The sequence below is a fragment of the Micromonospora sp. NPDC049044 genome (genome assembly GCF_040649215.1).
Taxonomy (GTDB): Bacteria; Actinomycetota; Actinomycetes; order Mycobacteriales; family Micromonosporaceae; genus Micromonospora.
This window is the reverse complement of the sequence record NZ_JBEZFA010000073.1, coordinates 1-12,642: the sequence shown is the minus strand read 5'-3', so window position 1 is coordinate 12,642 and position 12,642 is coordinate 1. Positions and strand designations below refer to the sequence as shown.

Here is a 12,642-nt window from a genome sequence, read left to right as displayed (position 1 = left end):
GAACTCAACGGACGACCACGCCAAACCCTCGACTGGCAAAATCCAGCCGAGGTACTCCACAAACACCTGGTTGCAACCGCCACTTGAAACCGCCTTGACCGGGACACCCCGGTTTCCAGAAAGCCGAGTCGATCAGGGTTGGGTGCGGGCGAAGGCGCCGTCCTTCACCCCGGCGACGAACGCGGTCCACCCGGCGGCGCCGTAGACGAGTGTGGCCGCCGCGCGGTCCTTGCTGTCGCGTACCGCCACCCGACCAGACCCATCCAGCACCGGCCCCGCCTCGACGCAATTGCCGCCATTGTCCGGGCTTCTGGTGCTGACGTGCCAGGCCACGTTAGGCATGGACTCGCTCATGACAGCTCCTCCGCGAGTGCTGTTATCAGCTTCGCCGACTCGCTCACGCTGAGTGCGGCCTCCCTCAGGCGATCGTACGCGCGGACGTACCGAAGAGCTCTGCCCGACTCGAGTAACAGGCGACCGCCGAGGGTTTCGGCGTGGGCCACGTCGGGATACGGAGCTGGCATTCATCTGCCGGTGGTGGTCGACGACCTGGCTGGGGCCCTGGACCTGGCCCGGACGCTTGCTCGCGTGCTGGCCTCGATGCCGCAGGTCGACGTCGGCGGCACCACCGTCTCGGCCGAGGATACGCAGGACGTACGGCATTGGGTGTTCTGCGACCGCCTCATGGCCGTTGCGTACGCCAGGCCGACCACGCCGGAGCCTGCCTGCCCGGCGATGATCCCTAGGCTGGGCTCCTGATAGCGTGTTGATGTTGCACCTAGGGTTCCGCTCTCACCCGTGCTGGCGCGTGGGAGGTCAGTGACCGAGCGGTGCCAGCGTCGGATACTCCGGCGTCGCAACTGACGGGATAAAAGCCCTGAGGTCACTTTTGAGTGCCTTCAGGGAGGTTCGTGATGACGTCAGTTGGTGCCGCGTGAAGGCCTTGGGGCGCTACCGCCGGGTTTTGCAGGCTCGTCAAGTGCCGCGCTTGGTGTCAGCCATGGTTGTCGGTCGGCTGCCGAACGGCATGCGTCCTTTAGCCATCGTGCTCCTCGTTCATCAGCAGCAGGGTTCCTACGCGATAGCCGGGACGGCTCTGGCAGCGCTGATGATCGGAACCACCGCAAGCGCACCGTTTCGCGGGCGGGCCGTCGATCGATGGGGACAGTCACGCGTTCTGGTCGGCCTCGCCGTGTTGCAGACCGGCGCGCTTGCAGGGTTTGTCTCCGCCGCGCTGACCCGACAGGGCGCGCCGGTATTGTTTCTGCTCGCCGCCCTGATGGGTGCGACGAATTCCACGCTCGGCGGATCCATGCGGGCGCTGTGGCCCGTGGTCGTCGATGCGGACGACGACCTGCCGGTTGCCTACGCACTGCAGGCACTTCTTGAGGACCTGATTTCCGTGGCTGGCCCGCTGGCCGCTTCGCTGTTGCTATTGGTCACGTCACCCGCTGCGGTGCTCGGCCTGTCCGGAGTCGCGGCTGTGGCCGGGACCGCTGCCTTTGTCACCGCTCCCGCTTCCCGCTCCACCGGCGGGCGGACGGGCCAGCGCACGAGCGTGCTGGGAAGTTTGAGCGCGCCGGGGATGCGGCTGCTGATATGCACGCTCGCCTCCACGGGAGCCGTGATCGGGGTCCTCAACGTCGCCGTACCCGCTCTCGCCCAGAACCAGGGCACGCCCTCGGCTGGCGGCGTGCTGCTCGCGATCATGTCGGCCGGCAGCATGTTGAGCGGACTGTGCTATGGCGCCCCGAGATGGAAGACCAGCCCTGGCCGCCGTTACCTGTGGCTGACCGGCATTTTCGCGGCTATGGTCGCTCCCCTGCCGGCAGCAGGATCGGTCGAACAACTCGGCGGGTTACTCGTGCTCGTCGGACTTGCCTACGCACCCACCATGATCACGGCCTATCTCCTGCTCGATGACCTCGCTCCAGCCGGCACCCTCACCGAGGCATACACCTGGCTGGTCAGCGCCAACGCCGGCGGCGTCGCACTGGGCTCGGCACTCGCCGGTCTGGCCATGCAGCACGCCGGTATTCACTGGGCACTCGCCGTTGCTGCCGTCAGCGCCACCATCGGCCTCACCGTCGTGACCGTTCGCCGTGCCGCCCTGCTCACACTCGTCCCCGTCACCCAACCGGACACCGTAAGTGGTGTCCTCAAAGAATCACCACGATTGCAGTAGAGAGGACCCCAGCGCTCCTTCATCCGACATCAGGATCCTTTGACGACACACCCGGCAGCACCCGCCCCTAGCCGACCTCCACGACGACCAGCTCGCCGACCTGTTCGCCGATCGTGGTGCGGGCCTCGGTGGGCAGACCGGCGTCGGTGATCAGGACGTCGGCGGCCTCCAACGGGGCGATGGTGGCGATGCCGATGGTCTCCCACTTGGTGTGGTCGGCGAGCACCACGAGCCGGCGGGCGGCACCGATCAGACACCTGTTGACTCCGGCCTCCAACAGGTTGGGCGTGGTGAAACCGGTACGCGGGCTGAGCCCGTGCACGCCGAGGAAGAGCAGGTCGACGTTGAGGGCGCTGATCGCCGCCTCGGCCACCGGCCCGGTCAGGGCGTCCGACGGGGTACGGATGCCGCCGGTCAACACGACAGTCTGGTCGGCGCGCGGGTTCTGGTAGAGCGCGTCGGCCACCGGGATCGAGTTGGTGACCACTGTCAGCCCGCGTACGTCGGAGAGCAGGGTGGCAAGCCCGGCGGTGGTGGTGCCGGCGGAGAGGGCGATGGCCATCCCCGGCTCCACCATGCTGGCCGCCCGCTCGGCGATGGCCCGTTTCTCCGCCTGCTGCCGGATCGACTTGGCGGCGAAGCCGGGCTCCTCTGCCGAACCCGGCCCGGCGAGCGTCGCGCCGCCGTGCACCTTGTCCACCAGGCCGCGCTCGGCAAGCACCTCCAGGTCGCGGCGGATCGTCATGTCGGACACGCCGAACCGGCTGACGAGCTGACTCACCCGCACGCCGCCACGTTGGCGGATCAGATCGAGGATGGCGGTCTGCCGTTGTTGGGCGAGCAACTCAGGGAACCTCCTTCACACCGGAGACATCAACCCTGTCCTCCCGGACGACGGCCACCTCACCGGCGGGCACCGTCAGCTCACCGGTACACGGTGCGCCGGTCAACAACTCGACGCCGTGCGCCGGTAGCCGTACCCCGGTGTCGGTGTGGTTGAGCACGAACAGCCAGCTCCGGTCGCCGTCGCGTCGGCGTACCACCTCCACGCCGGTCGGTGCCGGCGCGGCCGGCCGGACGCCGGCCTCGTCGACGAGCCGGGCCACCAGCCGGTCGGTGGCCGTCTCGTCCAACCGGGTGCCGACATACCAGGCGGCGCCGTCGCCGAGGCGGTGCCGGGTCACCGCCGGCACGCCCGGCAGGGGCCCATCGGTGTACGACGCGAGCACCTCCGCGCCCTCGGCGTGCAGCCACTCGGTCCACACGTCGGCGGTGCTGCCGTCGTCGAGGCGGACCTGCTCGCCCTCGCGTAGTGGGAAGAACTCCTCGGTGCGTACGCCGAGCAGGTCCCGGAACGCGCCGGGGTAGCCGCCGAGGCGGATGTGGTCGTTCTCGTCGACGACTCCGCTGAAGTAGGTGACCGCCACGGTGCCGCCGCCCTCGACGTACCGGTGCAGGGCCTCGGCGTCGGCGTCCCGGACCAGGTAGAGGGTCGGCACCAGGACCAGCCGGTAGCCGCTGAGGTCCGCCGACGGGTGCACGATGTCGGCGGTCACGCCGGTCCGCCACAGTGCGCCGTACAGGGCGTTCAGCCGGTCGGCGTACGTCACGTCGGCGCTGGGGTGCGAATCCAACTCGACTCCCCACCACGCCTCCCAGTCGAACAGGACTGCCACGTCGGCGTCGACTCGGCTGCCGCGTACCTCGGCGAGCGCCTTGAGGTCGGCGCCGAGTTGGCAGACCTCGCGGAACACCTTGGTGTCCGGCCCGGCGTGCGGCACCAGCGCGGAGTGGAACTTCTCGGCGCCGGCCCGGGACGCGCGCCACTGGAAGAACAGCACCCCGTCGGCTCCCCGGGCGACGTGCGCCAGACTGTTGCGGCGTAGTTGTCCGGGCAGCTTGGCCACGTTGCGCGGCTGCCAGTTGACAGCGCTCGTGGAGTGCTCCATCAGCAGCCACGGAGCACCGCCGGCGACGCCCCGGGTGTGGTCCGCGGCGAGCGACAACCCGAGGTGCGCCCGCGGGTCGGCCGCGTTGAGGTAGTGGTCGTTGGAGACCAGGTCCACGTCGTCGGCCCAGGAGTGGTAGTCCATGTGCTTGGCCAGGCCGATCATGAAGTTGGTGGTGATCGGCTGGCGGACCAGCTCCGTCAACACCTCGCGTTCGGCGCGCAGCTGGGCGCGCTGCTCGTCGGAGGAGAAGCGCAGGAAGTCGAGCTGCTGGGTGGGGTTGGCGAAGGTCGGAGCGGTCCGCGGCGGGTTGATCTCGGCCCAGTCGCCGTAGCGCTGGCTCCAGAACGCGGTGCCCCAGGCGTCGTTGAGCCGGTCCAGGTCGCCGTAGCGCTCCCGCAGCCAGCCCCGGAATGCCTCGGCGCTGACGTCGCAGTAGCAGTGCACGTTGTGGCAGCCCAGCTCGTTGGAGACGTGCCACATCACCACGGCGGGGTGCTCGGCGTACCGCTCGGCGACCGCCCGCACCAACGCCAGTGACCGCTCACGGAAGATCGGCGAGCTGGGGCAGTACGCCTGTCGTCCGCCGGGCCAGAGGATCGCTCCGTCGGCGCGGCGGGGCAACGTCTGCGGGTACGCCCGGGCCAGCCAGGGCGGCGGGCTGGCGGTGGCGGTGGCCAGGTCGACCTGGATTCCTCCGCCGTGCAGGAGGTCCAGCACCCGGTCCAGCCAGTCGAACTCGAACCGGCCCGGGGTTGGCTCCAGCCGGGCCCAGGAGAAGATGCCGAGCGAGACCAGGTTGACCCCGGCCCGGCGCATCAGCTCGACGTCCTCGGACCAGACCTGCTCGGGCCACTGCTCGGGGTTGTAGTCGCCGCCGAAATAGATGCCGTTCCCGTGCCACTGCCGCATGAGAGCTGAGGGTGCACCCGGTACGGCATTGAAGTCAACAAGTTCCAACATCGATTCACTTTCCAACGTTTACCGCGTAACGGCCGTATCACAACTGGGTTATCGAAGGTGAACTGCCCTCTTGACAGCGGTCGACGGACGGGTAGCTTGAGGCCCCAATGGCCGTTCGTGTTCACCAATGTGGATTCTCGGTGGATCCCGATGGGTGATCACGTTGCCGGACCTCTTCGACCACCTCTGACGGCCCTTCGCGCAGCACCTCTTCATCCGCAGGAGGCACAGATGTCCCGTCCCCGATCCCAAGCCGAGTACCTGGCTCGACTCGTACCGCCCTCCGTCGCCGGCATCAACCGACGCTCGCTGTTGGCTGGTGCGGCCGGCACGGGCGCGCTGCTCGGCACCGGTCTGCTCGCCGGCTGCGGCGACGACTCCGGCTCCGGCGGGTCCAGCAAGGACGTGTCGCTCGGCTCGAACCAGTCCGACCCCAAGCCCAAGGACGTGATGGTCAAGGTCACCGACGGGTTCAAGACCGCGTCCGGGGTCCAGGTCGCCATCAACACTGTCGACCACAACACGTTCCAGGAGAACATCAACAACTACCTGCAGGGCAAGCCGGACGACGTGTTCACCTGGTTCGCCGGCTACCGGATGCGCTTCTTCGCCCAGAAGGGCCTGGCCGGCGACGTCAGCGACGTGTGGAGCAAGCTCTCCGGCTACTCCGACGCCTTCAAGAAGGCGTCCACCGGCGACGACGGCAAGCAGTACTTCGTGCCCGGGACGTACTACCCGTGGGCGGTGTTCTACCGCAAGTCGGTCTGGCAGCAGCACGGCTACCAGGTGCCCACCACCCTGGACCAGTTCACCGCGCTCGGTGAGCAGATGAAGAAGGACGGGCTCACCCCGATCGCCTTCGCCGACAAGGACGGCTGGCCGGCGATGGGCACCTTCGACATCCTCAACCTGCGGATCAACGGTTACCAGTTCCACATCGACCTGATGGCCGGCAAGGAGGCCTGGACCTCCGACAAGGTCAAGAAGGTCTTCGACACCTGGGCCGGCCTGCTCCCCCTGCACCAGCCGGACAGCCTCGGCCGCACCTGGCAGGAGGCCGCGCAGTCGTTGCAGCAGAAGAAGAGCGGCATGTACCTGCTCGGCCTCTTCGTCGGTCAGCAGTTCAGCAACGACGAGCAGGACGACCTCGACTTCTTCACCTTCCCCGAGATCGACCCGTCCATCGGCGCCAAGGCGCTGGACGCCCCGATCGACGGCTACATGATGGCGCGCAAGCCCAAGAACGAGGACAACGCGCGCAAGCTGCTCGAGTACTTCGGTGGCAAGGCCGCCGCGGACATCAACCTCAAGAACGACCCGGCCGTCCTGGTCGCCAACAGTGGCGCGGACGTCGCCGGCTACACCGCGTTGCAGAAGAAGGCCGCCGAACTGGTCGGCTCGGCCACCGAGATCGCGCAGTTCCTCGACCGGGACACCCGACCGGACTTCGCCTCCACAGTGATGATCCCGGCGATCCAGCAGTTCATCAAGAACCCCAAGGACATTGACGGGCTCACCGCGTCCATCGAGAACCAGAAGAAGTCGATCTTCACTGACTGACGGCGGAAGGGGAAGGACATCGTGTCCGACCTGCCCCTGATCCAATCGGATCGCGCCGTGCCGCCGCCGGCCCCGACCACCTCCACGGGTGGTCGTCGCCGGCGGCTACGGCTCCTGTCCCGCACCGACCGCGTGGTCATCACGCTCATGGTGCTCGTCCCGCTGCTGCTCGTCACCGGACTCGTCTGGCTGCCGGCCGCCGCGACCGTCCTGCTGTCCGGCACCAACTGGGACGGCATCGGCCCGTTGAACGAGATCGAGTTCGTCGGCGCACGCAACTACAGCGACGTGGTGAACATCTACCCGCCGTTCGTGCCGGCGATCCAGCACAACCTGCTCTGGCTGGCCGCCCTGTTCGTGGTCGCCACCCCGTTCGGCATGTTCCTGGCCGTCCTGCTGGACAAGGAGCTGCGCGGCGGCCGCTTCTACCAGACCGCGCTCTACCTGCCGGTGGTGCTCTCACTCGCGTTGATCGGCTTCGTCTGGCAGCTGCTCTACTCCCGCGACCAGGGCCTGATCAACGCGGTGTTCAACAGCAACGTCGACTGGTACGGCGACTCGAACGTCAACATCTGGGCGGTCCTGATCGCCTCCGGCTGGCGGCACGTCGGCTACATCATGCTGCTCTACCTGGCCGGGCTGAAGGGCGTCGACCCGTCCCTGCGGGAGGCCGCGGCGGTCGACGGAGCCTCGGAGCGCCGGACGTTCTTCCGGGTGGTGTTCCCGGTCATGCGGCCCATCAACATCATCGTGCTGGTGGTGACGGTGATCGAGTCGCTGCGGGCGTTCGACCTGGTCTGGGTGGTCAACAAGGGCCGCAACGGGTTGGAGCTGATCTCCGCGCTGGTCACCCAGAACGTGGTGGGTGAGGCGAGCCGGATCGGCTTCGGCTCGGCGCTGGCGACGATCATGCTGGTCGTCTCGCTCGTCTTCATCACCATCTACCTGGCGACCGTGATGAGGGAGAACCGGGAATGAGCACCACGACCGCCACCCGGCGCGGCGCGGACGAGACCGACCGGCCGCACCGCCGCCGCAAGCTCACGCCGGCGCGGCTGCTGTTGCACGGCTTCCTCATCGCCGTCGCGCTGGCCTGGCTCTTCCCGATCGCCTGGGCGGTGCTGACCTCACTGCGCTCGTACGACTACACCGCCGCCAACGGTTACGTGTCGTTCGGCGGCTGGACCCTCGACAACTACGTCACCGCCTGGCGGACGGCGGAGTTCGGCAAGCACTTCCTGAACTCGGTGTACATCACCGTGCCGGCGGTGCTGCTCACCCTCCTTCTCGCCTCTTGCGTGGCGTTCGTCATCGCCCGGTTCAGCTGGAAGCTCAACATCGTCCTGCTCGGGGTGTTCACCGCCGCCAACCTGCTGCCCCAGCAGGCGCTGCTCATCCCGCTGTTCCGGCTGTTCACCGAGGTGCCGCTGCCGGAGTTCATGAGCGACTCCGAGCTGCTCTACGACAGCTACTGGGGGCTGATCCTGATCAACGTGGCCTTCCAGTGTGGCTTCTGCGTCTTCGTGCTCAGCAACTACATGAAGGCGCTGCCCCGCGACCTGTACGAGGCGGCGATGGTCGACGGAGCCAGCATCTGGCGGCAGTACTGGCAGGTCACCATGCCGCTGTGCCGACCGGCCCTGGCGGCGCTGGCCACCCTGGAGGTGACCTGGATCTACAACGAGTTCTTCTGGGCCACAGTGCTGATGCGCACCGGTGACAAGTTTCCCGTCACCAGCTCGCTCAACAACCTGCGCGGTGAGTTCTTCACCGACAACAACCTGGTCTCGGCGGGCAGCGTGCTCGTCGCGATCCCCACTCTGGTGATCTTCTTTATGCTCCAGCGGCACTTCGTTCGGGGCCTGACCTTGGGAGCCTCCAAAGGATGACCATCCTGCACCTGCGCCGCGCGCGGACCAGCCTGGTGCTCGACGCGCGGGGCCCGGGGTTGCCCCGGATCGTGCACTGGGGCGGCGACGTCGGCGACCTCGACGACGACGGCCTGCGCCAGCTCACCGAGGCGACGGTGCCGCCGGTGGTGCCGAGCAGCTTCGACGAGCCGCCCGTGCTGTCCCTGGTGCCGGAGGCGAGCGCCGGCTGGAGCGGCCGCCCAGGGCTGGCCGGGCACCGCGACGGCCGGGACTGGTCCACCTCGTTCCGCCTCGACGGGTTGGACGTGCGCGACGGCAGCCCCGACCCGGGCCGCGTGGGCGCGGGCGGGGAGGGGGTGGGCGTACTCCCGGCCGACAGTGCGCACGGCGGCCCGGACGCCGCGCGGGTGACGGTGCTGGCGTCGGACCCGGCCGCCGGTCTGTCGCTGACCAGTGAGATCACCCTCGACCCGCACGGCCTGCTGACCGTCCGGCACCGGCTGCGCAACGACGGCGAGACGGCGTACGAGCTGCGGGAGCTGACCCCGGTGGTGCCGGTGCCGGCGGTCGCCACCGAGTTGCTCGACCTGACCGGTCGGTGGTGCCGGGAGCGGTCCCCGCAGCGGCACCCGTTCCCGCACGGCGCCTGGGTCCGCGAGGGTCGGCACGGCCGGACCGGGCACGACGCCACGCTGCTGCTGGTGGCGGGCACCGCAGGGTTCGGCTTCGGCCACGGCGAGGTGTGGGCGGTGCACACCGCGTGGAGCGGCGACCACGTCACATTCGCCGAGCGCCGGCCCACCGGCGAGTCGACGCTCGGCGGCGGCGAACTGCTGGCCCCCGGCGAGATCCGGCTCGCCCCCGGCGAGTCGTACGACACTCCCCTGCTCTACGCGGTCTGGTCCGACACCGGGCTGGACGGGCTCAGCGACGTGCTGCACACCCACCTGCGGGCTCGACCCGGGCACCCGCGCTCCCCCCGCCCGGTGACCCTCAACGTGTGGGAGGCGGTCTACTTCGACCACGACCTGGACCGGCTGCGGGCCCTCGCCGACCGGGCCGCGCAGCTCGGCGTGGAACGCTTCGTCCTCGACGACGGGTGGTTCCGCGGCCGGCGTGACGACACCGCCGGCCTCGGTGACTGGTACGTCGACGAGGGCGTCTGGCCTGACGGCCTGCAACCGCTCATCGACCACGTGACCGGACGGGGCCTGGAGTTCGGTCTGTGGGTCGAGCCGGAGATGGTCAACCCCGACTCCGACCTGTTCCGCGCGCACCCGGACTGGCTGCTCGCCGTGCCGGGCCGGCTGCCGCCGGCCTGGCGCAACCAGCAGGTGCTCGACCTGGGCCGCCCGGAAACCTACGACTACCTGCTGACCCGCCTCGACGCGCTGCTCATCGACCATCCCGGCATCAGCTACCTCAAGTGGGACCAGAACCGGGACCTCACGGAGGCCGGGCACCACGGCCGCCCCGGCGTGCACGGCCAGACCCTGGCGGTCTACCGGCTGCTCGACGAGTTGCGCCACCGGCATCCCCGCGTGGAGATCGAGAGCTGCTCGTCCGGCGGCGCCCGGGTGGACCTGGCCATCCTGGCCCGCACCGACCGGGTCTGGACCAGCGACTGCAACGACGCCCTGGAACGTCTCAGCATCCAACGCTGGACCAGTCTGCTGCTGCCACCGGAGCTGACCGGCACGCACATCGGCCCGCAGCGCTCGCACACCACCAACCGCGTACACGACCTGAGCTTCCGGGCCGCTACCGCGCTCTTCGGCCACCACGGCATCGAGTGGGACGTCGCCTCGATCAGCACCGCGGAGCAGACCGAACTGGCCGCCTGGGTGGCGCTGCACAAGCGGCTGCGCCCACTGCTGCACTCCGGTCGCGTGGTCCGGGTCGACCACCCGGACCCGGCCGTCTGGGCACACGGCGTGGTCGACCACGACAAAACCCGAGCGGTGTACGCGGTGGCGCGACTGAGCACCTCCGCCACGCAGTCCCCCGGCGCGGTCCGGCTACCGGGCCTGGACCCGGAACGCCGTTACCGGGTTCGGCCGGTCCCGGAGGTACCGATGCCCGCGACCATCGACCGGTCCCCACCGGCCTGGTTGGCCACCGGGGTCGTCGTCCTCACCGGGGCGGCGTTGGCCCGGGTGGGATTGCAGATGCCCGCACTGCACCCGGAACAGAGCCTGGTGTTGGAGGTCGCCGAGGCCGGTTAGAAAATTCTTTGGTCGGGGTGTCGAGAACGGTGCCGGCTGCTTCTACCTCAGGGTGAGAGCACCGAGGACGGTGCGCAGGCGTGAGGAGCCAACCATGAAGTACATGCTGCTGATGCAGTTCAGCGCCGCCGGGGCCGACTTCCCGAGCATCGACACCTGGACCCCGGCGGAGGTCCAGGCGCACATCGCGTTCATGGGCGAGGTCAACGAGAAGCTCACCGCCGCCGGGGAGTGGGTCGACGCGCAGGGCCTCGGCGGCCCGCAGCAGGCCCGGATCGTCCGCGCCGGTGAGGGCGGAGCGCCGATGGTCACCGAGGGGCCGTTCGCCGAGACGAAGGAATTTCTCGCCGGCTTCTGGATCGTCGACTGCGACAGCCCGGAGCGGGCGGTGGAGTTGGCCGGGTACATCTCCACCGCACCCGGCCCCGGCGGCCGGCCGCTGAACATGCCGATCGAGGTGCACCCGTTGATGTCCGCCCCATCCCCGGAGCTGTGACGACTGATCACCGACCACCACGTCGAGGACCTGCTGCGCGAGTTGGCGCCGCAGGTCCTCGGCGTGCTCGCCCGCCGGTTCGGTGACTTCGCCACCGCCGAGGACGCGGTGCAGGAGGCGCTGCTGGCCGCCGTCGCCCAGTGGCCGGCCGAGGGGTTGCCGGCGAACCCGCGCGGCTGGCTGATCCAGGTCGGTTACCGCAGGATGATCGAGCTGGTCCGCGGTGAGCAGGCCCGGCGCCGCCGGGAGGACCTGGTCGCCCGCCACGACCCGGACGACCGGCGGTACGCACCGGCCGCGGACGAGGAGCTGACCGCCGAGCGGGACGACACCCTCGTCCTGCTGATGCTCTGCTGCCATCCGGCGCTGGCCCCCACGGCGGCCGTGGCCCTGACCCTGCGCGCCGTCGGCGGGCTGAGCACCGCCGAGATCGCCCGCGCCTTCCTGGTGCCCGAGTCGACGATGGCGCAGCGGATCAGCCGGGCCAAGCAGCGCATCCGCGCATCAGGGCTGCCGTTCCGGATGCCCGACCCGGCGGAGCGGGCCGATCGGCTCGCCAGCGTGCGGCAGGTGCTCTACCTGGTCTTCACCGAGGGACACACCAGCACCACCGGCCCGGCCCTGCGCCGGATCGACCTCGCGGCGGAGGCGATCCGGCTGACCCGCGCATTGCACACGCTGCTGCCCGACGACAGCGAATCGACAGGGCTGCTGGCGTTGATGCTGCTCACCGAGGCGCGTGGTCCGGCGCGGACCGGGCCGTCCGGCGAGCTGATCTCGCTGGCCGACCAGGACCGCAGCCGCTGGGACGCGGCGGCGATCGCCGAGGGCGTCGCGCTTGTCACCCGTGCGCTGCCGCGTGGACCCGTCGGTCCGTACCAGGTGCAGGCCGCCATCGCCGCCCTGCACGACGAGGCGCCGAGCACGACGCAGACCGACTGGCCGCAGATCCTCGCGCTCTACGAGGTGCTCGAACGGCTCGTCGGCAGCCCGGTGGTGGCGCTCAACCGGGCCGTGGCGACCGCCATGGTGCACGGACCCTCGGCCGGCCTCGCCGCCCTCGACGCGCTGGCCGACGACCCCCGACTGGCCGGGCACCACCGGCTGCCCGCCGCCCGGGCCCACCTGCACGAGATGGCCGGCGACCGGGAGCAGGCGATCATCGACTACCGGACCGCCGCCGCCCGCACGAGCAGCCTGCCCGAACAGCGCTATCTGATCATGCGGGCCGCGCGACTCGCCGCCGAACCCGCGCCAGCCAAAGCCGACTGACCGAGCTCCCCGACTTCACCCACGTGGTGGGCGCGGTCGGCGCTGGGGCGGTCGGCCGGGTCCGTGCCGGGGCGCGAGGGCGGGGCGCCGAACGCGGGGGCGCGGGGGCGCGGGGGCGCGG

General features: G+C 69.7%; 11 protein-coding genes and 1 pseudogene. 8 read left to right on the top strand and 4 right to left on the bottom strand.

Annotated features, from left to right (window positions below; genetic code table 11):
• Positions 1 to 132 precede the first annotated feature (132 nt).
• Together AB0B85_RS33280 and AB0B85_RS33275 are read right to left on the bottom strand one after the other, a co-directional pair.
• Positions 133 to 354 carry a DUF397 domain-containing protein gene (locus tag AB0B85_RS33280; protein ID WP_357413694.1) on the bottom strand — a complete coding sequence of 74 codons (222 nt, stop codon included), beginning with the start codon at positions 352 to 354 and terminating at the stop codon, positions 133 to 135.
• Positions 351 to 524, bottom strand: a pseudogene (locus tag AB0B85_RS33275) (Scr1 family TA system antitoxin-like transcriptional regulator); the annotation flags it as partial. The pseudogene AB0B85_RS33275 and the gene AB0B85_RS33280, both read right to left, overlap by 4 nt.
• On the opposite strand from AB0B85_RS33275, the gene AB0B85_RS33270 reads away from it, so the two are divergent.
• Both AB0B85_RS33270 and AB0B85_RS33265 read left to right on the top strand, forming a co-directional pair.
• Positions 523 to 759: a hypothetical protein gene (locus AB0B85_RS33270; protein ID WP_357413698.1), complete on the top strand. Its 237-nt coding sequence runs from the start codon at positions 523 to 525 to the stop codon at positions 757 to 759. The pseudogene AB0B85_RS33275 and the gene AB0B85_RS33270 sit on opposite strands and share 2 nt — an antisense overlap.
• 220 nt (positions 760 to 979) lie before the next feature.
• The gene (locus AB0B85_RS33265; RefSeq protein WP_357413692.1) at positions 980 to 2,185 is read left to right on the top strand and encodes an MFS transporter; all 1,206 of its coding nucleotides are present in this window, start codon (positions 980 to 982) and stop codon (positions 2,183 to 2,185) included.
• Between the two features lie 67 nt (positions 2,186 to 2,252).
• Here the strand turns inward: AB0B85_RS33265 and AB0B85_RS33260 are convergent, their stop codons facing one another.
• Both AB0B85_RS33260 and AB0B85_RS33255 read right to left on the bottom strand, forming a co-directional pair.
• Positions 2,253 to 3,029: a DeoR/GlpR family DNA-binding transcription regulator gene (locus tag AB0B85_RS33260; RefSeq protein ID WP_357413690.1), complete on the bottom strand. Its 777-nt coding sequence runs from the start codon at positions 3,027 to 3,029 to the stop codon at positions 2,253 to 2,255.
• Between the two features lies 1 nt (position 3,030).
• Positions 3,031 to 5,046 (bottom strand): beta-galactosidase, encoded by a 2,016-nt coding sequence (locus tag AB0B85_RS33255; protein WP_357413688.1) that lies wholly within the window; start codon positions 5,044 to 5,046, stop codon positions 3,031 to 3,033.
• 282 nt (positions 5,047 to 5,328) lie between these two features.
• Between AB0B85_RS33255 and AB0B85_RS33250 the strand changes: the two genes are divergently transcribed.
• The 6 genes from AB0B85_RS33250 (at position 5,329) to AB0B85_RS33225 (ending at position 12,521) form a co-directional block, all read left to right on the top strand.
• The gene (locus AB0B85_RS33250) at positions 5,329 to 6,657 is read left to right on the top strand and encodes an ABC transporter substrate-binding protein (protein WP_357413686.1); all 1,329 of its coding nucleotides are present in this window, start codon (positions 5,329 to 5,331) and stop codon (positions 6,655 to 6,657) included.
• A 21-nt stretch (positions 6,658 to 6,678) separates the two neighbouring features.
• The gene (locus tag AB0B85_RS33245) at positions 6,679 to 7,635 is read left to right on the top strand and encodes a sugar ABC transporter permease (RefSeq protein ID WP_357413684.1); all 957 of its coding nucleotides are present in this window, start codon (positions 6,679 to 6,681) and stop codon (positions 7,633 to 7,635) included.
• On the top strand, positions 7,632 to 8,546 hold the full coding sequence (locus AB0B85_RS33240) for a carbohydrate ABC transporter permease (protein WP_357413682.1): 915 nt from the start codon (positions 7,632 to 7,634) through the stop codon (positions 8,544 to 8,546). The genes AB0B85_RS33245 and AB0B85_RS33240 overlap by 4 nt, the downstream gene beginning before the upstream one ends.
• Entirely contained in the window at positions 8,543 to 10,753 is a 2,211-nt protein-coding gene (locus AB0B85_RS33235; RefSeq protein WP_357413680.1) for an alpha-galactosidase, read from the top strand. Before AB0B85_RS33240 ends, AB0B85_RS33235 begins: the two co-directional genes overlap by 4 nt.
• Positions 10,754 to 10,847: 94 nt before the next feature.
• Complete coding sequence (locus AB0B85_RS33230; protein ID WP_357413678.1) at positions 10,848 to 11,249, top strand: YciI family protein; 402 nt, start codon at positions 10,848 to 10,850, stop codon at positions 11,247 to 11,249.
• A gap of 6 nt (positions 11,250 to 11,255) precedes the next feature.
• A complete protein-coding gene (locus tag AB0B85_RS33225) occupies positions 11,256 to 12,521 on the top strand; it encodes a sigma-70 family RNA polymerase sigma factor (RefSeq protein ID WP_357413696.1) in 1,266 nt (421 codons plus the stop codon).
• The last annotated feature ends 121 nt before the right edge of the window (positions 12,522 to 12,642 follow it).

Excerpts from the sequence above, each read along its gene's own strand:
- AB0B85_RS33250 (WP_357413686.1), top strand. The coding sequence starts at position 5,329 with ATGTCCCGTCCCCGATCCCAAGCCGAGTACCTGGCTCGACTCGTACCG.
- AB0B85_RS33280 (WP_357413694.1), bottom strand. The coding sequence starts at position 354 with ATGAGCGAGTCCATGCCTAACGTGGCCTGGCACGTCAGCACCAGAAGC.
- AB0B85_RS33255 (WP_357413688.1), bottom strand. The coding sequence starts at position 5,046 with ATGCGGCAGTGGCACGGGAACGGCATCTATTTCGGCGGCGACTACAAC.
- AB0B85_RS33235 (WP_357413680.1), top strand. The coding sequence starts at position 8,543 with ATGACCATCCTGCACCTGCGCCGCGCGCGGACCAGCCTGGTGCTCGAC.
- AB0B85_RS33240 (WP_357413682.1), top strand. The coding sequence starts at position 7,632 with ATGAGCACCACGACCGCCACCCGGCGCGGCGCGGACGAGACCGACCGG.
- AB0B85_RS33230 (WP_357413678.1), top strand. The coding sequence starts at position 10,848 with ATGAAGTACATGCTGCTGATGCAGTTCAGCGCCGCCGGGGCCGACTTC.